Origin of the sequence: Terrisporobacter petrolearius, from assembly GCF_020748185.1 — a bacterium.
In the GTDB taxonomy this organism is placed as follows: Bacteria; Bacillota; Clostridia; order Peptostreptococcales; family Peptostreptococcaceae; genus Terrisporobacter; species Terrisporobacter petrolearius.
Window position 1 is genome coordinate 32,569 of record NZ_JAHZMO010000011.1, and the last position, 23,069, is coordinate 55,637.

Genomic DNA, 23,069 nt, shown 5'->3' on the forward strand with positions numbered 1-23,069 from the left:
ATCATTAAGTATAAAAAACCTTCGCCCACTGCGAAGGTTATCATAAACTTAATATATAACTGTCTTTTTACTTAAGATTTGTCTTAGTAATCAGACTAATTTCATATTATGATTACCTTCCCCCTCAGATGATACTTTAGGGTCAGCCTAATTAAATAATATCACTTTTTACATATTTTAGGTGGTTTTTATTAGATTTTTAATTAAATTAATAAAACACTCCTCATAACTTTATGGAAGTGCTTTATTTATCTATTTGCATACATAATTTCTCTTTGATATTTCGTAGTTTGAATACATTGAATCTTTTGTTACATCTGCCTTTATATTTAAAAAGTCTGGAAGTAATATCTTTCCATTTTGATCTGTAGCTTCTATTTCTAATATTCCATATTTTTTGTCATTGTTAAATACGTCTAGTTTGAAATATTGATTTTCATATACAAAACAGTGACGGGTCTTTATTATTGTAAATAATTGGTTATCTATTTCAGATAAATATGTTAAGTATAGTTTATCACTTATCTTCTTTTCTTTTCTAAAGGTTCTATAATTGTTAACTCTTTCTTTTTCAGTATAGTAATATGAGTAATTTTCTCCATTTCCTATTTGTCTAATCCTTCTTTCCACATTTGAATTAGAAGATTTTAAGTAATGTTGAACTATATCCATTTTTTCTGAAGTATTTATTATATTATCTATGTGAATATTTTCAACATCTACTAAGTATTTACGTATAGTTCCCGTTGGCATATGTTCATCTAAATCATTGTAGATTTCTTTTAATACTCTTTCTACTTTTCCTTCAAAATCTGTAGAGTTATCAAATATTCTTAAACGAGGATGTCCTACCCATGCATTTAATGTTAATTCATCTATTTGTCTTGCATCTTCTAATGATTCACTTCTAGCTGCATTATTTGCTAATGTGTAATGTTCTTCTGCTCCATTAGCCGTTGTTACTAAATGTAATACTAAATCATATCTATCTATTAATTCATTTTCAGTTGTTCCAAATTTGTCTAATATTACTTCAAATTCTTCCTTTGATACATAAGCTTTATTATCTAATAGCCCTCTATCATAAAGTATTATTATTTTTTCAGAATCCATTTCCTTAGCTGCTTTTTCGTAAACTTCTTCTTTCTTAAATTGAAGGTTTAAAAGGTAGTCCTGAAATATAAACATATTCTCCTTACCGCCAAGTGGTGAAACTCCACCCCTAATTAATTCTGTTGCTGTTTCTGAAACTATTAAAACTTTATACCCTTTTTCTTTAAAAGTATTTTCTATTAAGTTAAGCATTGTACTTTTTCCAGAGCAAGGACCTCCAGTTATTACAATTTTTTTTATAGCTTTCATTTTGTTTCCTCCAATATTATCAAATACCTTGTTATATTTATATATAAAACATTTGCTGTTTTTCTAATCTTAAAAAATAACACTTTTCTATTATATTGCATTTTTGTAAAAAGTGAATAGTTTTTTGTTTCCAATTCTATTATTATATCAATATAATTTTACTACATATATTATTCTTTATAATTTCATATAAATTATTATAAAAATACAGATAATACTATTAATTCTCTAATACATTAAGGAAGGATTTTCTATGAAAAAAATCGGAATGAGAAACATAAAAACTGGTATTGCCGTTTTCTTTGCCACTCTAGCTGGCTATTTATGCATAGTTGAAACACCAGTTTATACAGTATCTGTTTGTATATTTTCTATAAAAAACACTATTAAAGGTTCAATTAAAGATTCCTGGTCTAGAATTTTAGGCACTTTGCTTGGTGGCTTAATTGGTTTTTTGTGTGCACTTTTTCTCAAAGGTAATATTATTTCATCTACTTTGGGAGTAATTTTAATTATATATATTTGTAATATATTAAAAATTTCTGACTCATCTGCCATCGCATCTGTAACCTTTATTTCTATATGCTTAGGAATTGGTAATAACCACCCACTAAATTATTCTATTATGAGAACTGTCGATACTTTAGTAGGAGTAATTATAGCTTTAATTGTTAATTATGCTGTAAGCCGCAAAAGATATATAAAGTACTTATGGACATCTTTCAACATTGCTTATAATGACTGCTTAAATATTGTTAATTCTATGGTAAAAAATAATGATTTTTCTTCATTATATATAAAACTTAATAATAAACACTTTGAATTAGAAGAATATTATAATCAATTAATAGATGAAATTCCTTATTCTAAGGAAACTCATGATATAAATACTTTATATTATAAATTTGACATTGAAGAACAATTAATACATCATGTTCATGGTTTATATTTAATAGAAAAAAAAGTTTCTTCCATTGACACTAGTTTAAATAAACCTATATATAAATATCATAAAGAAAGTATTTTGTCACTTCTAGATAAATTCAATGAACAAAAATAAAATCCAGAAAAAATTATTATTTTTTCTGGATTTTTCTTTTATTATTTTATTGATTCTAAAGCCTTTTCATAATTTGGCTCATTTGTGATTTCTTCTAAATATTCTACATATACAACTTTATTATTTTCATCTACAACAAATACTGCTCTAGATAAAAGTCCAAGCTCATTTATGTAAACTCCATAGTTATTTCCAAATTCTCTATCTTTATAATCTGAAACTGTTTTTACTCTGTCTATTCCAGCACCACCACACCATCTTCCTTGAGCAAATGGTAAGTCCATAGATACTGTATAAATTGTTACATTTTCATCTAGTTTAGTTGCTTCTTGGTTAAATTTTCTAACCTCCATATCACAAACTGGAGTATCTAAAGATGGTACTGTTAAAAATACTCTTTTCCCTTTTGTATCACTAAGATTTAATGGTTTTAAATCATTATCTACAACAGTAAAATCAGGAACCATATCTCCTACTTTTACTTGAGTTCCTTTTAATGTTAATGGTTTTCCTTGAAATGTTACTTTCATCATAATACCTCCTACAAAAATTATTACTATAATTAGTTTTAAGTTTTACTATATTATTTATACCCATTTTTATTTTTATTAAATTAATAATTACAATTTTTTAAAAGAAATTAATAATTTAAATTAAAGAACTTTTTTAGATACTTAATATATTTTTAGCTAAATTTAATTTTCTAATAAAATTAAATTCTTAAAATTACATTTTGTGCTTAGACTATAAATTAGTTTTTTTTTATTTTTTGTTTAAGTTCATCAATACTTAAATCCAAAAGTTCTTTCAATTGTTTTTTTCTTTCTTCTACATCCTGTATATTGTTTACTATAATCTGTCTATTTTCACCCAGTAAGTTTATATATTCTTCATAACTTTCGTCATAAACTTCTTCTAACTTTTTTCTTATCTTCGCTGATAAAGAAGGACTTTTTCCACCAGTAGAGACACTTAGTAATAAGTCTCCTCTTTTAACAAAAGAAGGCACTGTAAAATTAGATAAATCTATGTCATCAACTACATTTACTAATTTTGCATATTCTCTACAATAAGTTCCTATTTTATGGTTTACATCTTTATTATTAGTAGCAGCAACTACAACAAAAGCATCCTTTATATATTTTTCATTATAACTATCTTTTATAATTTCAATTTCACCTTTTATATTTTCAAACTCTTTTATAAATTCTTCACTTACTACTATTACTTTTTTGTTAAAAGCAAGAAAGTTTATGCATTTTCTATATGCTACCTTTCCACCACCTATAACAACAATTTTCATATTATTTATTTTTAAATTAATTGGATAATACATAACATCCCCCGTATTTATAATCATGCTATTCTAATTATATTTTAATATAATTTCTAATAACTAAAAATACCTTAAAGAAGTTTTGTGAACTAACTTTAAGGTATTTTTAATCTCTACTTAATTGAAAACCTATAACTGCTTTCTGGTTTAAAATCATCTTGCTTAACTTCTATTCTGTAATTAAATATTGGTCCATCAACCACAAATGTATGATACTCACCATTTTCTCCACAAGGATCAGAACCAGTAGCTTTAATCTTTTCTACCAATTCTTTTGTTAGTGTTTTACCCAAGAAATTTTCACTCATATAGTCTAAGTTTACTTTCTTAATTATAGCTTTGAATCCATTATCTATAGCTTCATAAACAAGTTTTTCTCTATTTTCTTGCCATAAGGGAAATTCATAGTTTAAACCTGTATTTGTTGCTCTATCTATTCCCCATTGTTTATGCAGCTCAATATCAATATCTCCATATACTACTGAGGTTGCACCCATTTCCTTTGCCACCTTAAGTTTTTCTTCAAACTTAATTTCGTATTCTGAAACATCACACTCTGCATAAATAACAGGTATTTCTAAGCTTTTGCTAACTTGTTCTAGTAAATCGTAGCTTAAACCATGAGTCCAAGTTTCACAAGCAGATTTTTTCACAGTAGTTAAAAGCGCCACTGGAATACATCCTTCTTGGATTTTTCTATATAAAGCTAACATACAATCTTTTCCACCACTATATGATAAAACAAATTTATTATTCATAATCTTTCCTCCAAATGTTTTATCACTTATATTGACTAGTTGTTTTTTAACATTTTAGCTATGTCTTTAGCAAAATAAGTGATTATTATTGTAGCTCCTGCTCTTTTTATAGACATAACTGCTTCATAAATAGCACTTTCATTTAGTAATCCTTCTTTAACAGCTAATTTTAGCATTGAATATTCACCACTTACGTTATAAGCTGCTATTGGTAAATCAAAGTTATCTTTGAATCTTTGTATTACATCTAAATATGATAGGGCTGGTTTAACCATTATTATGTCAGCACCTTCTTCAACATCTAATTGCCCTTCTATTACTGCTTCATTTGTATTTGCTGGATCCATTTGATAAGTTTTTCTATCTCCAAATTGAGGTGCAGAGTTTGCAGCTTCCCTAAATGGTCCGTAAAATGATGAAGCATATTTAGCACTGTAAGCCATTATAGCCACATTTTCAAATCCATTATTATCTAAAACTTCTCTTATTGAACCTATTCTTCCATCCATCATATCTGATGGCGCAACCATATCTGCACCAGCCTGTGCGTAACTTAAAGATATTTTAGCAAGATAATCTAAAGTTTTATCATTGTGAACATATCCTGTATCAGTTAATATTCCACAATGTCCATGACTTGTATATTCACACATACATACATCGCATATTACATCCATTTCTGGGTTTATTTCTTTTATTTTTCTTACCGCTCTTTGAACTCCACCTTCTGGATTAAATGCTTCACTTGCTTGGCAGTCTTTTTTGTGATCATCTGGAACACCAAATAATAATATGTGCTCTATTCCAAGTTCTGTTAATTCTTTTATTTCATCGTCTATCATATCAACTGAAAAATGATAAACACCTTCCATTGATGATATTTCTCTTTTGATATTTTCTCCATCTACTATAAATAATGGATAAATTAAATCTTCCACTTGTAGTTTTGTTTCTCTTACTAAGTTTCTTATTGCTTTGCTACTTCTTAATCTTCTTGGTCTTCTTAACATGTTAATTCCCCCATTTGCATTTTTTCATTATTTGATATTACATCTATCATACTGTCAATTGTCGCTACTTCAGCTTCTTTATAAACTTCTAATCCAGAGTCCTCTATGGTTTTGCTAGTTATTGGACCTATAGATATTATATTTTTATTTTTTAGTTTTTTAAGATTTTCTTCTCCTATTAAAGTTATAAAGTTTTTAACCGTTGAAGAGCTGGCAAAAGTAATATAATCAATTTCTTCATCTTCTATTACTTCTATAGCCAAATCTTTTTTATCATTATCTATAACAGACTCATAAGTTATAACTTCTTTAATATAGCATTTCTCACTTAATTTATTAATTAAGAAATCTCTAGCATTTTTTGCTCTTGGAATTAAAACTTTATCATTTTCATTAATAATATCTTTTAATTCTTCATAAAGCCCTTCAGCCACATATTTTTGCGGAACTATATCAGCCATTATACCTCTTGATTTGATAGCCTTTGCAGTTTCTGATCCAACAGCACAAATTTTGCTATTGTAAAGAACTCTTGAATCATATCCCATTTCATTTAACTTATCAAAGAATATATCAACTGCGTTTTTGCTACTAAATAGTATATAAGTATAATCTTTTATTTTACCTATCTCTACTTCTAATTCTTTATTATCCTCAACCTTTTGAATTTTTATAGTTGGAATTTCTATTGGATTTCCACCCATATCACTTATTTTTTTAGCTAGTTCACTACTTTGTGTTCTACATCTAGTAACTATAATATTTTTACCGAAAAGTGGTTTTTCTTCAAAAAAGTTTAACTTTTCTCTAAGGCTTACAACACTTCCAACTACTATTAAAGTAGGTGGTTTAATATTTTCATTAATTGCTACCCCATGGGCATTCTCTAAAGTAGCTGTTACAACTCTTTGATTAGATCTTGTTGCCCAACTAACAAAGGCCACTGGAGTATTTTTATCTTTACCTTCTTCAATTAAATTTTCACTTATATTTTTTAAGTTTGAAATTCCCATTAAAAACACTAAAGTACCTTTTACATTTGCTAGAGCATTCCAATTTATTTCCTTTGTTTCTTTCCCATCTTTTCTAGGGTGTCCTGTTATAATATGGAAAGATGAAGCGTGATCTCTGTGAGTTATAGGAATACCTGCATAACATAGACCTCCTATTGGAGAAGTTATTCCTGGCACTACTTCAAAATCAATATTTTCGTCACGAAGAAGCTCTGCCTCTTCCCCTCCTCTACCAAATACATAAGGATCTCCACCCTTTAATCTAACAACTACCTTTCCTTCCAATGCTTTATCAGCAATCAATCTATTTATGTCATCTTGTGGTAATGTATGATTACTAGATGCTTTTCCTACATTTATAAATGTACAATCTTTCTTTGCTTCTTCTAAGTATTTAACGTTTGCTAACCTATCATAAACTATTACATCTGCTTTTTTTATACATTCTAATCCTTTCAGAGTTATAAGTTTATAATCTCCAGGTCCTGCCCCCACTAAGTAAACTTTTCCCTTCATAGTTTTCATACTCCTTAAATTCACTATAACTTGTTGTATTCTTTAAGTACTTCTTCTGCCAAATCAAATCCTATTTTTGCAGAATCTTCAATACTTCCTTCTTTTGATTTTACAACTAGTTTTTTACCCTCTTCATCTCCATAAAGACCTGTTAATATTAATTTATCATCATTAATTTCACAATAGGCTCCCATAGGAACATGGCAACTACCGTTAACGCCTTCTAAGAATCCTCTCTCTGCTGCTACTTGTATTTCTGCTGTTTCATCTTTAATATGAGAAATTATATCTTCCATCTGTAAATCATTTTCTCTTATTTCCAGGGCAAGTGCCCCCTGAGCTGGGGCTGGTATCATTATGTTAGTAGGTAAGTAGTAACTAATACGATCTTTTAAGCCTGCTCTTAATAGTCCTGCCGCTGCTAATACAATACCATGAAGATTTTCATCTTCTATTTTTCTTATTCTAGTATCTATATTTCCTCTTATAGGTACTATTTCTAAATCAGGTCTATATCTAAGAAGTTGATATATTCTTCTTTTACTTCCTGTACCAATTCTTGCTCCATTAGGTAAATCTTCTAGTGTTTTGTAATTTTCATTTAAAACAAGAATGTCTCTAGGATCTTCTCTTCTTGGTACATTTGCAAATTTTAATCCTTGTGGAAGAGTTGATGGCATATCCTTCATACTGTGTACAGCCAAGTCTATTTCTCTATCTAGAAGTTGTTGCTCAATCTCTTTTGTAAATAGGCCCTTATCTCCTATTTTATGCAAAGGTAAGTGGGTTACTAAATCTCCCTTTGTTTTTATTATCTTGATTTCAAATTCAATGTCTGGATTAGCTTTCTTTAATTCTTCAACTACCCAGTTAGTTTGAATAAGGGCTAATTTACTGCCTCGTGTTCCAACTACTATCTTCATATTAATTCTCCTTATTTCATAGGAATTCTGTTTCAATAAGATGCTATCTTTTATTTCTATTTTTATTTACTAATATAGTTGAGAAATACGATATCTTCTCATTAATATGTTCATCTCTTAAATTAGTAAATACTTCTTCTTTATCTTGAGACGAATTGCTAACTAGTATAGCATAATCAATTAAGTCATGTTTTTTCAATTTGTCTATAACCATATTTATTTTTTTATAAACTTTCATTAATACTAAACAATCATATTTTTCAAGAGCTTCATCTATCTTATCTTCTTCCATAGTGCATGGTATTACTATTAATGGATCTGTGTCCATTACTAGAGGAAAGTTTTGGTTTGATGCTATATTAGAAAATGATGAAATCCCTGGTATAGTCTCTACTTCTATTTCTTCCATTAGTCTTTCCATTACATAGACATAAGTACTGTATATCATTGGATCTCCCAATGTTACAAAACCAACATTTTTACCTTTTTTAACATCTTCAACTATTTCACTAGATACAGAATTCCATAATTGTATTTTTTCTGTTCCATTGAAATTCATAGGAAAATGTCTAGATTTTATTTCTAAGCTTTCTGGTAAATACTCATCAACTATTGATAATGCTAAACTTTCTCCACCCCTTTTAGATTCCGGCGTATATAATATATCTAAATTTTTAAGTGTATTAACTGCCTTTACTGTTACTAATGAACTATCTCCTGGTCCAGTTCCAATTCCATAAAACTTTGCCATACTAATTCCCCCTAATTATTAAATGCTTACTTCCTCTATTTCTTTCATACAATCTAATGCATGATTAGCAAATTTTTCTTGTATATATGGATTTTCTCCAAGTCCTTTTAAATGAACTTTTACATTAAATCCTTCATTTTCTAAAATAGTTTTCCATGAATCTTCCTCACCGCTAGCCATATCATTTATAGCATGATCACCTGCTACAAGCATAAATGGCATTAAATCTACTGTTTTTACATTTCTTTCTTTTAACAACTTAATTACTTGGTTAATTTCTGGATATCCTTCAACAGTTCCAACATAAGCATTTATTCCATAATCTCTAAACATATACTCTATGGCTGGGTAAGAAGCATGACTTTCATGTTCTGTACCATGTCCCATAAATACTATGGCTTCATCAATATCTATTTTTTCAATATCTTGTTTTACAGCTGAAACAGTCTCTTTATAATCATCTATATAAGTTAATAGAGGTCTTCCTAAAGAAAGTCTTTTAAATTTATCTTTAAATCCATCTACCATCTCTTTAAGTTTGTTGTATTCTTCTCCGCATATAATATGAAGAGATTGCACTATAACTTCTTCATAACCTTCATTATAAAGTTTTTCTAAAGCTTCTACTGGATTATCAATTATTAAATTATCTCTTTTTTTTAATTTTTTTATAATCATACTCGAAGTAAATGCTCTATAAAAATCGTAACCTTCAAAACTCTCTTTTATTTTATTTTCACAAGGTTCTATAGTTTTTTTTCTAGTTTCATGATAGCTAGTCCCGAAACTTACTACCAATATAGCTTTTTTCATAACGTCTCTCCCTTATATTAAATCAATTAAATATTGAATTTTTCCAACAGTATTTGGATAATTCATTTCTTTTCTTTTTATAATAATCACAGGAATATTTAAATTTTTGCAAGCTTTAATTTTTTCTAAAAATCCTCCTGCTACTCCACTTTCTTTTGTAATTACTAAATCAATATTATATTGTTTGTATGTTGACTCATTCATTTCAACAGAGAAAGGTCCCTTCATAGCTATAATATTGTCTGCATTAAATCCTAATTCTTCACAACTTATTAATACATCACTTGTTGGAAGTACCCTAGGAATTAAGTTTTTATTTTTTATTTTTGCTTTATAAAGATATAAGTTTTTACTTCCTGTGCCAATAAAAATGTTATGACCTATCTTATTGGCTATTTCACAGGCTTCTTCAATATCATTAACTATGTACTTGTTTTTGTAATCTACCTCTTTTATTAAAGATTCTCTTTCAAATCTAATATATTTTATATTTGTAATTTGTGAAGCTTTAATAGCATTTCTAGATACTTCCACAGCATAAGGATGAGTAGCATCTATTATTTTTGTAATACAATTTTCATTTATAAAGCTAACCATATCTTCTATAGTTAACTTTTTTAATATAATTTTATTTGAACATTTCTTTGCTAAATCTTCTCCATAAGAAGTTGTTACTGAAACTATATAATCCATATTTTTTTCATTTAACTTATGACATATTTCTATACTGTCCGAAGTTCCGCCTAAAACTAAAATCATACTTCGTATCCTCTTGGAGTTATAATTAAATCATCATGAATGTAAGTTGCTTTGTTGCCTATAATCACCATAGTAGTCATATCAACTCTTTCAAAATCAATAGTATCAAATGTGCATATAAATTTTTCTTCTTTTTCTCTTCCCACATCTTTTACTATTCCAACGGCCGTTGAACCAGCCTTAAATTCTCCCATGATTTCAAAGGCCTTAGCTAAATGTTCGCTTCTTCCCTTACTTCTTGGGTTGTATAGGCAAATAACAAAATCAGCTTCTGCTGCTAGCTTTAATCTTTTTTCTATAACTTCCCATGGAGTCATCAAATCGCTTAAACTTATATGACAAAAATCATGCATTATAGGCGCTCCAAGCACTGCTGCCGCTCCTATACTTGCAGTAACACCTGGTACAACTTTAACTTTTATATCTACATCTTCTTTTGTTACTAGCTCTAGTATAAGTCCTGCCATCCCATATATGCCAGCATCTCCACTACTTATAACGGCTACTTTTTTCCCTGTTTTTGCAATTTCTAAAGCTTGCTTACATCTTTCTATTTCTTTTCTCATTCCATTTTGCACAACTTCTTTATCTACAATAAATTCTTTTACTAAATCAATATAAGTTTTATATCCTACTATAACTTCAGCATCATCTATTGCATTTATTGCTTCCATAGTCATCAAGTTTTTGCATCCTGGTCCAATACCTACGACATATATCATATATTAACTCTCCCTACTGAAAATGTAATTCCATTGTATTTATGTTTTTTTATTATTAAATTTCCATTGCTTAATAAATGAGCCACTGGCTCTGCCACAGAGTGAACACCCACATTTTGTTTTACCCACTCTGACTTTTCATATAAATGCTCTACTTTTGATATTTCATCAGCTGTAAATGTTCTAAAAGGAACATTTAAATATTTACTTAAATTTACCAGAGCTCCTTCATTCTTTTTAATATCTATACTTCCTATCTCTTTAATTGCATTTATATCAATATTTTGCTTATGTAAAAAATCAGATAATGAATTTATCATATATTCTTTATCAATGTTTTTTCTGCATCCAATACCTATTACAATATTTTTAGGTACAACTTTAAGAATGTTGTTGTTTATTAAGTTTAAATTTTTCTTATTGCTTATTACTATCACTTCATTTAATTTATTTATTTCATCATGCTTACATATATTAAATCCACGAGTATCTATGTTGTAATCTCCATCTATAAAAAGATTCACTACTTCACCATTAACTATCATGGAATTTATTTTTAATACTTTATTTCTAAAGTCATAAATATGAGCATTTAGTTTTTTTGCAATCATATCTAGTGATGATTTGTCGTTAACATCTGTAGCCGTAGTTATTACTGGATTTGAGTTTAATAAATCACTTATATATAAAGTCATTTCATTGGCTCCACCCATGTGTCCACTAAGCAAACTTATAATGTTTTTTCCCTTTTCATCGATGACTAATATAGCCGGATCTATAAATTTATTCTCTATAAGTGGAGCTATAGTTCTTACTACAACTCCGCATGCCATTATAAATATAATGTAGTCATATTCACCAAAAATTTCAGTCACAAGTTCCTTTAATTTTTTATTTACATAAATAACATTATCTACTTCTTTAACAGCATCCTTTTTCACATAGTATAAATGAGCAGTAGGCATATTTCTTTTTATTTTTAATCCAAGATTTTTCCCATTTTTAGTAATGGATAATATGGCAATTTTCTTATCCTCTGTATTCATGAACGAAGTCCTTGTCATATAATTTTGAGTTATTATATTCTTTTCCTAAAAATTCTCCCACCATTATTAATGCTGTTTTTCTTATGTCAGCTTCTTTTACTTTTGTTGCTATGTCTTGTAGAGTTCCTTTTACTACTTTTTCATCTGGCCAAGTTGCCTTATATACAACAGCTATTGGTGTTGTTTTATCATATCCACCATCAATTAGTTTTTCCACAACTTTTTCTATTTCTTGAACTGAAAGGAAAATTACCATAGATGTTTGGTGAGCTGCAAAAGATTCTATTGATTCCTTTGATGGCACTGGAGTTCTTCCTTCCATTCTTGTTATTACTACTGACTGAGATATTTCTGGAACTGTATATTCCACACCCAAAGCTGATGATGCTCCAAGGAAAGAACTCACCCCTGGTGTACAATCATAATCTATGTTCAATTTTGCTAAATCTTCAACTTGTTCTCTTATAGAACCATATATTGAAAAGTCTCCTGTTTGAAGCCTAACAACTGATTTTTCTTCTTTAATTCCTTTTTCCATAACTTCTATTATTTCTTGTAAGTTCATATATGCGCTGTCATGAATTTCGCATCCTTCTTTACAATAATCTAAAAGCGCTGGGTTAACTAAGGACCCGGCATATATTACCACATCTGCATTGGATAATAGTTTATATCCTTTTAGTGTTATTAACTCTTTGTCTCCTGGTCCTGCTCCAACAAAATGTACTTTATTCATGTTCATCTTCTTCCCCTTTTTCGCATGATATTATGTAAATAGGATTGTAAGGCTTAAAATAATCCCTTACTCCTAATTTATCTAGCTTACTTATATTTAGTAGTGATACATCCACATTTTGAAAATCATATTTTTTTAGTAAATTCATTGTGTCATAAAAATTATCAATTAATATAAAATTAGCTACTAACCTTCCCCCTGGTATTAATAAATCTTTTGACCATTTTATTATTTCTTCCAAGTTATTACCTGTTCCACCTAGAAAAATCCCATCAGCTTTTTCTTTTATTTCAATAGGCGCATAAGCTTTTATAACTTTTATATTTGATAAATTAAATTTCTCTATATTTTTGTTTATTAAATCTATAGCTTCATCATTTCTTTCAATAGCTATAATATTTAAATTATCATAAGTCCTGGCGGCTTCAACAGAAACACTTCCTGTACCTGCTCCAACATCTATAAAAGTTTTAGCATCTTTCAAATTCAATTTATTTAATGAGATGGCTCTAACTTCTTCCTTTGTTATAGGAACTTTTCCCCTAATAAATTCATCATTTTTCATCTAGTATCACCACCACATTCATTTCAAATTTTTCAACTGCTAATATTTCATCAGCTTTTCCTATAGTTATTCTTTCATTGTCATAAGATAAATTTTCTCCTACAACAACTACCTTATTTAAGTTTCTTTTTCGTATTTCCTTACAAATTTTATGGGGACCTATTTTATTATCAGTTACCATACATACTTTTTTATGAGATAGTATATAATCAAAATCAGGTGTTTTACCATGACTACTAGTAATATAAACATCATTCATATCTACAAATATTTTTGAAAAAATATACTGTAATGAACTTATTCCTGATACTATGTTCAAACTTTTATGATCAATATTCCTTGATAAATACTTTCCTATTCCATAAATAGATGGGTCTCCTGATGCTATAACGCTTATATTTTTATGTAGATTTTTTTTAATATACTCTAAAACTTCCTCAAGATTAGTGGATAATACTATCTTCTCTCCCTTAAAATCTTTTACAGATTCTAAATTTCTTTTTCCACCTATTAGAACATCTGAAGAATAAATTAATTTTTCACCTAGTTTAGTTATATAATCAAACTCTCCTGGCCCCAGACCTATTATATTTATCATCTAAAATCCTCCATTAATAAATCTGCATTTTTTGATTTTCCAAGCAGTGATTTATCCATTCTAAACATATAAACTTCCACTTGTATATCATCATTTAAATATTCCTCAGCTCTTTCTTTGCATTTGTTGCAAAGTATGTTGTATAGTTGTGTGTAATTGCTTTTGTCTATTATTTCAACTGCACCTTCTGCTGTTACACATTCATTTATTTCTTTGAGAAAACCTAAATCTGCTCCTATTAATGCTAAATTTGCAATCATTATCTCATTTCTAGCATCACAAACCTTACTATGAGTATTAAAAATTCCTGCAGATATTTTTATAAACTTTCCAATATGACCTGCCATAAGTATTTTCTTAAATCCTAGTCTTTTTGCTTCGTTTAACATATATCCCACAAAGTTGCTCATCCTAACACAATTACTCATATCAATTTTTAAATAATCTCTTATAAATTCCTCTCCATGGTTTCCTGGAACTAAAATGATTTTATCCACTCCTTGAGCTTTTTTCATTTCAAGTTCTATGGATAAAGATTTTTTCCAACCTTCTTCACTCATTGGCTCAACAATTCCAGTAGTTCCAAGTATAGATATTCCTCCAAGTATTCCAAGTTTTGAATTAAAAGTTTTCTTTGCTATTTCCTCACCTTTAGGAGCAAAAATAGTTATTTTTAATGATTTATTATTTAATAAATCATTCTTTTGTTCTAAAACTTTTCTTATCTCATTCTTAATCATTTTCATTGGTACTGGATTTATTGCATGCTTTCCAACCTCAACACTTAACCCTTTCTTAGTTACTATTCCTATTCCTACGCCACCAGTTACAATAATATCTTCAGCCTCTTTATTTACTAATTCAGCTTTTGCAAATATATCCATAGCATGAGTTGCATCTATATCGTCGCCACCGTCTTTTTCTATGGAACATATGGAATAATTATTTCTAATCTCAACATTTTTAACTTTTAATGTTAGCGGTATACCCTTTGGCGTGTCTATATTTATACTTCCTATACTTTTCTTAGTGAAAAGCATATGTACAGATGCCTTTGATGCTGCTGTTGCACAAGAACCTGTAGTATATCCTCTTCTGTATTTTTTCCCCTCAATATATACATACTCTTCCATAAACATTACCTACATTGCATATAAAATAGCGTTCATTATGGCTGCAGCTATATTGCTACCACCTTTTCTTCCTTGTACTACTATGTGAGGAATAGAAGTTTTTTCTAATTCATATTTAGATTCTGCTGCACCAACAAATCCAACCGGTGCACCTACAATAGCTTCAACATATCCTCCATTATTAACCATTTCTATAGTTTTATAAAGAGCAGTTGGAGCATTTCCAAATACAAACAGCTTTTTACCTTCTTCATTCATTGCTATTTCCACAGCAGCCATTGATCTAGTTATTTCCTTTTTCTTAGCCAATTCTTTAGTTCTTTCATCAGCTACTAAACATTTGTATTCACACCCAAGGGCATTTAGTTTCATTTTATTTATTCCACTAAGAGCCATATTTGTATCTGTGTAAATTGTGCATTTATTGTTTAAAGCATTTATTATTGAATCTACTGCTGTATCTGATATTTTTAATATATCTAAGTATTCAAAGTCAGCACTTGTATGTATACAACGCTTTATTATCTTTTCTTCTATTTCATTTTTAAATTTATATCCTGGTCTAATATCATCAATTATACCTTGTATAATTTCAAAACTTTTTACCTCTATCATCTTAGGGTCTTTAACGTATTCCACTCTATTTCCTCCCTTTCTTTATGTCCTATAATCTTGGATAAATGTATCTTTTTATAATAATCATTAAAAGATTTTTCTTTTAAATGATTTATTATTCTCTCATGATCCATATGATTATCAATTAATATTCCAATAACTGTACCGCTGTGAGCAATATTAACTCCATAAGCCCCCATCTTGTTACTTATTTCTATAATTTCATTCAAATATGGTTTTTTATGTATATTTTCATTTGCCATACTACTTAGTGTACAAGACTTACCTATTAACTTTAAATCATTATTTATTAATCCTTCTTCTAATAATTTAAAGGATTTATTTATAATCACTTCATTTTCCAATTTAATATCTAAATAATTTGGATTGCTTCTTATTATGCTTGTTTCCAGTATTTCATCTGGTTCTAAAATTATTACTCTAGCATTATATAGATTAGCTAAATATTTTTTTACCTGACCTTTAACAGGATTAAAAATCGAGTTTTTATATAATAAAATAGAATCTGTCGGTTCTATTTGTGAAGCAATATGAGATATTTCTTCATTACCTAAATCTTTATTTATCATGGATAAGGTCGCCTTAATAGTTGCCCCTATATCTGCTGTAGAACTGGCCATTCCTTTACCTATAGGTATACTGCTATTAATTTCTAGAGATATATTTTCACATTCCCTTAGCGGAATATTAAATCTTTCAAATACTTTTTCTATAGCTTTTCTTGATTTTTTAGGTCCTAAATTAATATTCTCCTTTCTTTCTTCAAGGGTAGCAACTGAAAACATATCAATTGCATAAGATGATAAGTATTCTTCACTATCTAATATACCTTGAACAAATTCTCCACAAGATGCGGGGCATATTCCATAAGATTTCATATTATTCTCCCAACAATTTATTTAATTCCTTCAAAATCAATTGGTTTTCCTCATGACTTTTAATTGCTATTCTTATGTGTTTTTCACCTAGACCTATAAAGTTAGATGCATTTCTTATTAATATATTACTTTCCTTAAATAATTTAAGTTTTAATTCATCTGCTTTTATATTTTTTAATTCCATTAATATAAAATTTGTATCTGTGTCATATACATGTATATTCTCAATTTTTCTTAATTCATTTATCATATATAATCTTTCTTTAAGGTAATACTCCTTACTAGATTTTATATATTCTTTATCATTAAAAATGTAATTAGATAAAGTATCGGCAAAGGAGTTTACTGTCCAAGGCTCTTTATATCTATAAATATCATTTATAAGTTTTTTATTACTTGTAACACCATAACCTAGTCTAAGACCAGGCATTCCAAAGAATTTTGTTACTGCTTTTATAATAAATATGTTTTTGTACTTTTCCACATATTTTATTAAACTATAATTCTCTTCATCATGTACAAACTCCATAAACGTTTCATCAACTATTAATAACTTATCATTTTTTATTATTATTTCTAAAAGTTTTTCTATGTTTTTTACTTTTCCATTTGGATTATTAGGATTACATATAAATAAACTGTCAAAATTATCTATATTGGCTTCTATTTCTTCCAAATTCACACTAAATTCATCTTCTTCATTTAGCATAAAGTTTATCAATTCTAAATTATTTAATTTAGCGCCTCTTTCATATTCTGAAAATGTAGGATTCAATATTGCCAATCTTTTCTTAATATTTTTCATAAGAATGTATATTATTTCTGTTGCTCCATTTCCTGGAATAATATGCCTAGGATTAATATTTATGTAATTCCCAATATTTCTTCTTAACTTTGTGTAATTAATATCTGGGTAACTTTTACACTTACTTAAGCCTTCCAAAATATATTTTTCCAAATTAGGAACAACTTTTGGATTTATATTTGAGCTAAAATCTATTATATCTTCAGTATTTTTATTAAAAGTTTCTGCCATTATATCCACATTAGCTCCATGTCCTAAATCTTTCATAACTTCCGCCTTTCTTTATTTATAAACCAATTACTACATAGTAAAGAGTTGTAAAAATTATTATTGATATTATTGATGATGAATACATTATTTTGTTTGTTCTTACAATATCTTCAATTTCTATCTCCCTTTTTTTATCTCCTATAGTTGGTTTATACACTTCTTTTCCAAAATAAACATTAGTACCACCAAGCTGTATTCCTAAAGCTCCAGCTACTGCACCTTCTGAAAAAGCACAGTTAGGGCTTTTATGATTTTTTCTATCTCTTATTCCAATTTTTAAAGCATCTTTAAAATTAAACCCAACAAATAAACTTCCAATAGAAAGTAAAATCACACCTAATCTTGCTGGTATATAATTTGCAATATCATCTATTTTTGCTGATGCAAATCCTAGATAATAATACTTATCATTCTTATATCCCACTGTTGAGTCTAAAGTATTAATAGCCTTATATGCCATAGCCAGAGGAGCTCCCCCTATAAACCCATAAAACAATGGTGCTATTATTCCGTCTACCGTATTTTCTGCCACAGTTTCAACTGTTGCTCTTACTATTTCTTTTTCACTTAAATTTGTTGTATCTCTTCCTACTATGTATGAAAGCTGAATTCTGGATTTCTCCAAGTCTCCAGTTTTTAATACTTTATATATTTTTTTAGATTCATCTTTTAAACATTTTGTAGCTAATGTTGTATAAATTAATATGGAATTTACTAAACAGTACACTACTTTATTAAACTGAAACAAACGTAGTACGATGGAAGTACTACCTAGTGTTACTCCTACAACGACAAACCAAAGAATGAACCCAGCTATTTTTAATCCTTTATCACTTGTAGCTATCTTCCTTATTTGTTTTTCTACAAAACTAATAAGTTTGCCAATAAATCTTACTGGATGAGGAAATGAATATGGGTCCCCTATGATTAGATCAAGAGCATATCCTGTATAAATAGATAATAGATTCATATTATTCACGTCCTCTTTTTATAAAATTAGATATGCAATCTAAGTTGTTGTAAAAATGTGTATGTAGATATGTTGCTAAAGTATTATCCTTACTGTAGCCACCTTCCCATTCATCAATTACTTTTTCATTTTTTAATTTCCTCATATAATAAGCACATTCTTCTTGGCTATCAAAAATTGAATGATGAAACTCATGACCTTTAATTATTTGTCCCTTTTTAGCTAGAATAGTATCTTCCTTAGCCTCACCTAAACAATATCCAAATCTTTTAAGTGAAGATGTCATTTTACTACATCCTTTAAAAATTCCAACCATATTATAAACATCATTATTTAGACCCTCTAATGTTTCTCCAAGGTACATTAGTCCTCCACATTCTGCATATATGGGAATATTATTGTAATGAGCTTTCATGATAGAAGTTCTAATTTCTTTATTTTCATCTAATTCTTTTGCAAAAACTTCTGGGAATCCTCCTCCTATGTAAACATAATCACAATTTGGAAGTTTTCTATCAACAATAGGGCTAAAGTACTTTATGTCCATGCCTAGCTTTTCAAATAACTCTATGTTTTCTCTATAATAAAAGTTAAAAGCTTTATCATAAGCTACGGCTATTGTTTTATCTGTAGCCTTATTTTTTTCTATGAAATCTTCTAGACTAAATGAAGTATTGAAATCTTCAGTTTCAGATATTTCAATTATTCTATCTATATCTATGTATTTTTCTATTTCCTCTGATAGGTTATCAAACTTGGATTTTAAAGAATTTATCTCAACTGAAGGTACTAGACCTAAATGTCTAGACTCTAAAGAAAATTCTTTGTTTGGAGGAAAATACCCAAGTACCTCCACACCAGTATATTTTTCTATAGCTTCTTTTAAAGTATTATAATGAGATTTACTTTTTACATTATTTGTGATAACACCAGCTATATTTACATTTTCATCTAACATCTTATATCCCAGTACCATCGCAGCAGCAGATGTTGCCATTGCCTTTGCGTTTATAACTAAAATCACTGGTGTTTTTAAGATTTTGGAAGTATACGAACTAGTACAATCGTCTAAATCAATTCCATAACCATCGTATAGTCCCATTACACCTTCAATTACCGAAATATCTGCATCTTTTGAAGAATTTTTAACTATATATTTAATTTTCTCATCTTCAAGCATATATGAATCTAAGTTTCTTGAATACCTTCCAGTAATAAATGTATGATAAGAAGGATCTATATAATCAGGTCCAACTTTATAAGGTTGTACTTTTAGTTTTCTTTTTGTTAATGCTTGCATTATTCCTAAGGAAATTGTAGTTTTTCCTACTCCACTATTTGTTCCTGCAATTAATATTTTTTTCATATTACCACCTAACTTGAATTATTTTAAGCAACAAAGTTGCCTGAAGCGATAGCAAAATAATTCGCCAACACGTTGCTCAAAGGCACATGGTTGTCGCTATGAAGTTAAGCGCCCACGCAGTGGCTTAAGCATAGCGAATTTTTAATTCATTATTTCATATATTTTTTCCATATCTAAATGCTCTCTTAAAAAATCAGCTAATTTATCATATTCTTTATTTTTAAACTCATCAAATGACTCAACTTTACTTTCAACAGGCTCTAAATTTTTTATTTTCCTTATATTATTTAAAATAGTTCTTGTAAAATCTATATCATCAAATATTCCATGTAGATAAGTTCCAAAAACATTACATTTATTATTTACGCTACCAATCTCATAACTCACAACCTCACCAAGTTTTTCTGTCACAGTGGCAAAATTGTCACTCTTTTCTCTTCTTCTTGTCATTCCCATATGAATTTCATATCCATTAACTTCTTTTTTATTTAAATTTGCAAGGTAGCCATGTAAATTATCTCCTAATATAGCTCTAACTTGAGTTGTAGTTTTTTCTAGTTCAAAAGTCGTCTCTACATCTAAAAGACCTATACCTTCAACTTCTTCCAGATCATTTTCCACATGATATGGATCTTTTAGAACTTTTCCTAGCATCTGATACCCACCACAAATACCAAGTACAAGTTTTCCTCTTTTGTGAAGCTCTTTAATTTGATTCTCTAAGCCATTTTCTCTCAAGAATATTAAGTCATCTATGGTTGACTTAGTTCCTGGAATAATTACAATATCAGGATTTCCAAGAGATTCTCCATAATCAACATACCTAAGACTTACATCTTCTTGTGTTTCAAATATATTAAAATCTGTAAAGTTAGACATATGAGGTGTTCTTATCACTTCTATATGAATATCTCCTTTATCTACTTTTTCCTTGAATCTTGTGGTTACACTGTCTTCCTCTTCGATTTTTATGTCAGTATAAGGTATAACACCAAGAACAGGAATTTTTATAATATCTTCAAGCATTTTTACACCAGATTCTAAAAGTTCTTTTCTTCCTCTGAATTTATTAATTATTACACCTTTAACTCGTTCTCTGTCTTTTTCAGGAAGTAACATTATTGTACCTACTATTGATGCAAATACTCCCCCTCTATCTATATCACCAATTAATATAACTGGCGCATCTGCAATTTGTGCCATTCCCATATTTGATATGTCTCTATCCATCAAATTGACTTCAGCACAGCTACCCGCACCTTCCATTACAACTATGTCAAATTTCTCCTCAAATTCTTTGAATATGTCATCTAATATTTTTTCTAACTCTAACTTATACTCGTAATATTCTTTCGATGACATATCTCCTACTACTTTTCCTCTTACTATAACTTGGCTTTTGTTATTACCATTTGGTTTTAATAATATGGGATTCATATCTGCAGTAGGGTCTATTCCACAAGCTTCAGCTTGAGAAACTTGAGCTCTTCCCATTTCCAAACCTTCTTTTGTTATAAAAGAATTAAGAGCCATATTTTGAGATTTAAAAGGTATTACTTTATAATTATCCTGTTTGAAAATCCTACATAGTCCCGTAGTTATTATGCTTTTTCCCACATTTGATGCAGTTCCTTGAAGCATTATTTTTTTTCCCATAGCATTAATCCTTTCCATTTTATATCAAATACCAAAAAATCCCAGCTCAAATGGCTAGGATTTTACTATTGTAACATAAAATCAAATCTTCACCCCGAGATTTTCTATATATAATTAGTTTAGGCAGGTATCCTGGCTTAACATCATTTTACTCCCATACCTTCCCATCAACTTGACAGTGGTAATTATGGTTTCATCCGTTTTACAGTAGCGGGGGCTGCAAAGGCTTTTACCTTTTTCCCTAAAACCTAAACTAATTCTATTAAATTTTACAATTCTCTTCTTATTTCATAAAAAACTTATATATTTTAATTATAGTTATTTTTACTAGGTTGCAAAACATATTAATAATTTTTATATATATAAATATTATTAAACAGTTATTTTTTTGTTATTTTTGTTAAAATTTTAATTTATATCGAAACTGCAATATTTATTTTCTACCTCCATGTTTGTTTATTTATTTTTAGAGAGTTAAATTCTATCACGAAAAATAAAAAAAATCCATATCCGTAGCAAAATATGGATTTAATCTATTTTTTGTATCGTATTTTTTATTTAGCTATTTTATTTAAATTTCCTTCCATATTTTCACTCCAATAATTATATAAATCTTCCTCTTTTCTAAACAAAGGCAAGTTCATGTTCTTATTAAGTTTTACAAGCCATGGAAGTTCTAATCCTGCTTCTTCTATTTTTTTTTCATCAATAAATACTTTTTCCACATTACCTTCATTAATTATTTTGCCTTGATTTAGCACATATACATAATCGCATATATCATAAATCAAATTCATATCATGACTAGTAATTATTATTTTCTTTCCTTTTTCGTACATTGTTTTAATTATATTTACAATTGCTCTTGTACTTTCTGGATCCAAACCAGCTGTTGGTTCATCTAATAAAACAAGGTCATTTTCCATAGCTATTACTGATGCAATTGCTACTCTTTTTTTCTGACCAAAACTTAAACTGTGTACTGGTCTATCTATAAACTCTTCGCCATTAACAGCTTCTAGAGCTTTGCTAATCCTAACTTTTATAGTTTTTTCATCCACGCCAATATTTCTAAGAGCAAATGCCAAGTCATCATATACCATGGAATAAAAAATTTGTTTCTCTGGGTCTTGAAAAACTATGCCCACTTCTTTTCTTAAATTGTATAAACTTTTCTTATCATATTTAAGCTGGCTGTTTTTATATAATATTTCTCCTTGTGTAGCTTTTAAAATTCCCATTAGATTATTAAATAATGTGGACTTTCCAGATCCATTTGAACCTATTATGCCAATAATATCACCATTATCGAAATCCATAGTTATATTATCTAAGGCCTTTCTTTTTTTGCCGTATTGATATGTTAAATTATTTATTTTAAACATTA

At 28.6% G+C, this 23,069-nt stretch carries 24 protein-coding genes and 1 riboswitch; of the genes, 1 reads left to right on the forward strand and 23 read right to left on the reverse strand.

Annotated features, from left to right (window positions below):
• Window positions 1-252: 252 nt before the first annotated feature.
• Complete coding sequence (locus K0040_RS08655) at window positions 253-1,362, reverse strand: AAA family ATPase (RefSeq protein WP_228108502.1); 1,110 nt, start codon at window positions 1,360-1,362, stop codon at window positions 253-255.
• Window positions 1,363-1,615: 253 nt separating this feature from the next.
• On the opposite strand from K0040_RS08655, the gene K0040_RS08660 reads away from it, so the two are divergent.
• The gene (locus K0040_RS08660; RefSeq protein ID WP_228108503.1) at window positions 1,616-2,422 is read left to right on the forward strand and encodes an FUSC family protein; all 807 of its coding nucleotides are present in this window, start codon (window positions 1,616-1,618) and stop codon (window positions 2,420-2,422) included.
• Window positions 2,423-2,463: 41 nt separating this feature from the next.
• On the opposite strand, the gene tpx is transcribed toward K0040_RS08660, so the two are convergent.
• The 22 genes from tpx to K0040_RS08770 form a co-directional block, all read right to left on the reverse strand.
• Complete coding sequence (gene tpx, locus K0040_RS08665; RefSeq protein WP_228108504.1) at window positions 2,464-2,952, reverse strand: thiol peroxidase; 489 nt, start codon at window positions 2,950-2,952, stop codon at window positions 2,464-2,466.
• A 221-nt stretch (window positions 2,953-3,173) separates the two neighbouring features.
• Entirely contained in the window at window positions 3,174-3,758 is a 585-nt protein-coding gene (locus tag K0040_RS08670) for a precorrin-2 dehydrogenase/sirohydrochlorin ferrochelatase family protein (protein ID WP_228108505.1), read from the reverse strand.
• Between the two features lie 113 nt (window positions 3,759-3,871).
• A complete protein-coding gene (locus K0040_RS08675) occupies window positions 3,872-4,516 on the reverse strand; it encodes a Dph6-related ATP pyrophosphatase (RefSeq protein WP_228108506.1) in 645 nt (214 codons plus the stop codon).
• A gap of 35 nt (window positions 4,517-4,551) precedes the next feature.
• Complete coding sequence (gene hemB, locus K0040_RS08680; RefSeq protein WP_228108507.1) at window positions 4,552-5,526, reverse strand: porphobilinogen synthase; 975 nt, start codon at window positions 5,524-5,526, stop codon at window positions 4,552-4,554.
• Window positions 5,520-7,055 (reverse strand): uroporphyrinogen-III C-methyltransferase, encoded by a 1,536-nt coding sequence (gene cobA / locus K0040_RS08685; protein ID WP_228108508.1) that lies wholly within the window; start codon window positions 7,053-7,055, stop codon window positions 5,520-5,522. Before cobA ends, hemB begins: the two co-directional genes overlap by 7 nt.
• Before the next feature lie 23 nt (window positions 7,056-7,078).
• Window positions 7,079-7,978: a hydroxymethylbilane synthase gene (gene hemC / locus K0040_RS08690; protein WP_228108509.1), complete on the reverse strand. Its 900-nt coding sequence runs from the start codon at window positions 7,976-7,978 to the stop codon at window positions 7,079-7,081.
• A gap of 43 nt (window positions 7,979-8,021) precedes the next feature.
• On the reverse strand, window positions 8,022-8,729 hold the full coding sequence (locus K0040_RS08695; protein ID WP_228108510.1) for a cobalt-factor II C(20)-methyltransferase: 708 nt from the start codon (window positions 8,727-8,729) through the stop codon (window positions 8,022-8,024).
• Window positions 8,730-8,747: 18 nt separating this feature from the next.
• Window positions 8,748-9,542, reverse strand: a complete 795-nt coding sequence (locus K0040_RS08700; RefSeq protein ID WP_228108511.1) for a sirohydrochlorin cobaltochelatase — start codon at window positions 9,540-9,542, stop codon at window positions 8,748-8,750.
• Between the two features lie 12 nt (window positions 9,543-9,554).
• Window positions 9,555-10,301, reverse strand: coding sequence for a precorrin-6A reductase (gene cobK / locus K0040_RS08705; RefSeq protein WP_228108512.1), 747 nt, complete (start codon window positions 10,299-10,301; stop codon window positions 9,555-9,557).
• Complete coding sequence (gene cobJ, locus K0040_RS08710; RefSeq protein ID WP_228108513.1) at window positions 10,298-11,023, reverse strand: precorrin-3B C(17)-methyltransferase; 726 nt, start codon at window positions 11,021-11,023, stop codon at window positions 10,298-10,300. Before cobJ ends, cobK begins: the two co-directional genes overlap by 4 nt.
• Window positions 11,020-12,087: a cobalt-precorrin 5A hydrolase gene (gene cbiG / locus K0040_RS08715; protein ID WP_228108514.1), complete on the reverse strand. Its 1,068-nt coding sequence runs from the start codon at window positions 12,085-12,087 to the stop codon at window positions 11,020-11,022. The genes cobJ and cbiG overlap by 4 nt, the downstream gene beginning before the upstream one ends.
• A complete protein-coding gene (locus tag K0040_RS08720) occupies window positions 12,053-12,805 on the reverse strand; it encodes a cobalt-precorrin-4 methyltransferase (RefSeq protein ID WP_148557382.1) in 753 nt (250 codons plus the stop codon). Before K0040_RS08720 ends, cbiG begins: the two co-directional genes overlap by 35 nt.
• The gene (locus K0040_RS08725) at window positions 12,798-13,370 is read right to left on the reverse strand and encodes a decarboxylating cobalt-precorrin-6B (C(15))-methyltransferase (RefSeq protein ID WP_228108515.1); all 573 of its coding nucleotides are present in this window, start codon (window positions 13,368-13,370) and stop codon (window positions 12,798-12,800) included. The genes K0040_RS08720 and K0040_RS08725 overlap by 8 nt, the downstream gene beginning before the upstream one ends.
• Window positions 13,360-13,968 (reverse strand): cobalt-precorrin-7 (C(5))-methyltransferase, encoded by a 609-nt coding sequence (locus tag K0040_RS08730; protein WP_228108516.1) that lies wholly within the window; start codon window positions 13,966-13,968, stop codon window positions 13,360-13,362. Before K0040_RS08730 ends, K0040_RS08725 begins: the two co-directional genes overlap by 11 nt.
• Window positions 13,965-15,101: a cobalt-precorrin-5B (C(1))-methyltransferase CbiD gene (gene cbiD / locus K0040_RS08735; protein WP_228108517.1), complete on the reverse strand. Its 1,137-nt coding sequence runs from the start codon at window positions 15,099-15,101 to the stop codon at window positions 13,965-13,967. The genes K0040_RS08730 and cbiD overlap by 4 nt, the downstream gene beginning before the upstream one ends.
• Before the next feature lie 9 nt (window positions 15,102-15,110).
• Window positions 15,111-15,740 carry a cobalt-precorrin-8 methylmutase gene (locus K0040_RS08740; protein WP_228108518.1) on the reverse strand — a complete coding sequence of 210 codons (630 nt, stop codon included), beginning with the start codon at window positions 15,738-15,740 and terminating at the stop codon, window positions 15,111-15,113.
• Window positions 15,713-16,615, reverse strand: coding sequence for a GHMP family kinase ATP-binding protein (locus tag K0040_RS08745; protein WP_228108519.1), 903 nt, complete (start codon window positions 16,613-16,615; stop codon window positions 15,713-15,715). Before K0040_RS08745 ends, K0040_RS08740 begins: the two co-directional genes overlap by 28 nt.
• Before the next feature lies 1 nt (window position 16,616).
• Window positions 16,617-17,687: a pyridoxal phosphate-dependent aminotransferase gene (locus tag K0040_RS08750; protein WP_228108520.1), complete on the reverse strand. Its 1,071-nt coding sequence runs from the start codon at window positions 17,685-17,687 to the stop codon at window positions 16,617-16,619.
• Window positions 17,688-17,706: 19 nt separating this feature from the next.
• Window positions 17,707-18,660, reverse strand: coding sequence for an adenosylcobinamide-phosphate synthase CbiB (gene cbiB, locus K0040_RS08755; protein ID WP_228108521.1), 954 nt, complete (start codon window positions 18,658-18,660; stop codon window positions 17,707-17,709).
• 1 nt (window position 18,661) lies between these two features.
• The gene (locus tag K0040_RS08760; RefSeq protein ID WP_228108522.1) at window positions 18,662-20,026 is read right to left on the reverse strand and encodes a cobyrinic acid a,c-diamide synthase CobB; all 1,365 of its coding nucleotides are present in this window, start codon (window positions 20,024-20,026) and stop codon (window positions 18,662-18,664) included.
• 141 nt (window positions 20,027-20,167) lie between these two features.
• A complete protein-coding gene (locus K0040_RS08765) occupies window positions 20,168-21,682 on the reverse strand; it encodes a cobyric acid synthase (protein ID WP_228108579.1) in 1,515 nt (504 codons plus the stop codon).
• Window positions 21,683-21,787: 105 nt separating this feature from the next.
• A riboswitch (cobalamin riboswitch) is annotated at window positions 21,788-21,949 on the reverse strand.
• A gap of 287 nt (window positions 21,950-22,236) precedes the next feature.
• The gene (locus K0040_RS08770; protein WP_228108523.1) at window positions 22,237-23,067 is read right to left on the reverse strand and encodes an energy-coupling factor ABC transporter ATP-binding protein; all 831 of its coding nucleotides are present in this window, start codon (window positions 23,065-23,067) and stop codon (window positions 22,237-22,239) included.
• Window positions 23,068-23,069 lie beyond the last annotated feature (2 nt).

Bases quoted from the DNA above. Each gene is read 5' to 3' on its own strand.
- K0040_RS08655 (WP_228108502.1), bottom strand. From the start codon at position 1,362: ATGAAAGCTATAAAAAAAATTGTAATAACTGGAGGTCCTTGCTCTGGA.
- K0040_RS08660 (WP_228108503.1), top strand. From the start codon at position 1,616: ATGAAAAAAATCGGAATGAGAAACATAAAAACTGGTATTGCCGTTTTC.
- tpx (WP_228108504.1), bottom strand. From the start codon at position 2,952: ATGAAAGTAACATTTCAAGGAAAACCATTAACATTAAAAGGAACTCAA.
- K0040_RS08670 (WP_228108505.1), bottom strand. From the start codon at position 3,758: ATGTATTATCCAATTAATTTAAAAATAAATAATATGAAAATTGTTGTT.
- K0040_RS08675 (WP_228108506.1), bottom strand. From the start codon at position 4,516: ATGAATAATAAATTTGTTTTATCATATAGTGGTGGAAAAGATTGTATG.
- hemB (WP_228108507.1), bottom strand. From the start codon at position 5,526: ATGTTAAGAAGACCAAGAAGATTAAGAAGTAGCAAAGCAATAAGAAAC.
- cobA (WP_228108508.1), bottom strand. From the start codon at position 7,055: ATGAAGGGAAAAGTTTACTTAGTGGGGGCAGGACCTGGAGATTATAAA.
- hemC (WP_228108509.1), bottom strand. From the start codon at position 7,978: ATGAAGATAGTAGTTGGAACACGAGGCAGTAAATTAGCCCTTATTCAA.
- K0040_RS08695 (WP_228108510.1), bottom strand. From the start codon at position 8,729: ATGGCAAAGTTTTATGGAATTGGAACTGGACCAGGAGATAGTTCATTA.
- K0040_RS08700 (WP_228108511.1), bottom strand. From the start codon at position 9,542: ATGAAAAAAGCTATATTGGTAGTAAGTTTCGGGACTAGCTATCATGAA.
- cobK (WP_228108512.1), bottom strand. From the start codon at position 10,301: ATGATTTTAGTTTTAGGCGGAACTTCGGACAGTATAGAAATATGTCAT.
- cobJ (WP_228108513.1), bottom strand. From the start codon at position 11,023: ATGATATATGTCGTAGGTATTGGACCAGGATGCAAAAACTTGATGACT.
- cbiG (WP_228108514.1), bottom strand. From the start codon at position 12,087: ATGACAAGGACTTCGTTCATGAATACAGAGGATAAGAAAATTGCCATA.
- K0040_RS08720 (WP_148557382.1), bottom strand. From the start codon at position 12,805: ATGAATAAAGTACATTTTGTTGGAGCAGGACCAGGAGACAAAGAGTTA.
- K0040_RS08725 (WP_228108515.1), bottom strand. From the start codon at position 13,370: ATGAAAAATGATGAATTTATTAGGGGAAAAGTTCCTATAACAAAGGAA.
- K0040_RS08730 (WP_228108516.1), bottom strand. From the start codon at position 13,968: ATGATAAATATAATAGGTCTGGGGCCAGGAGAGTTTGATTATATAACT.
- cbiD (WP_228108517.1), bottom strand. From the start codon at position 15,101: ATGGAAGAGTATGTATATATTGAGGGGAAAAAATACAGAAGAGGATAT.
- K0040_RS08745 (WP_228108519.1), bottom strand. From the start codon at position 16,615: ATGAAATCTTATGGAATATGCCCCGCATCTTGTGGAGAATTTGTTCAA.
- K0040_RS08750 (WP_228108520.1), bottom strand. From the start codon at position 17,687: ATGAAAGATTTAGGACATGGAGCTAATGTGGATATAATGGCAGAAACT.
- cbiB (WP_228108521.1), bottom strand. From the start codon at position 18,660: ATGAATCTATTATCTATTTATACAGGATATGCTCTTGATCTAATCATA.
- K0040_RS08760 (WP_228108522.1), bottom strand. From the start codon at position 20,026: ATGAAAAAAATATTAATTGCAGGAACAAATAGTGGAGTAGGAAAAACT.
- K0040_RS08765 (WP_228108579.1), bottom strand. From the start codon at position 21,682: ATGGGAAAAAAAATAATGCTTCAAGGAACTGCATCAAATGTGGGAAAA.
- K0040_RS08770 (WP_228108523.1), bottom strand. From the start codon at position 23,067: ATGTTTAAAATAAATAATTTAACATATCAATACGGCAAAAAAAGAAAG.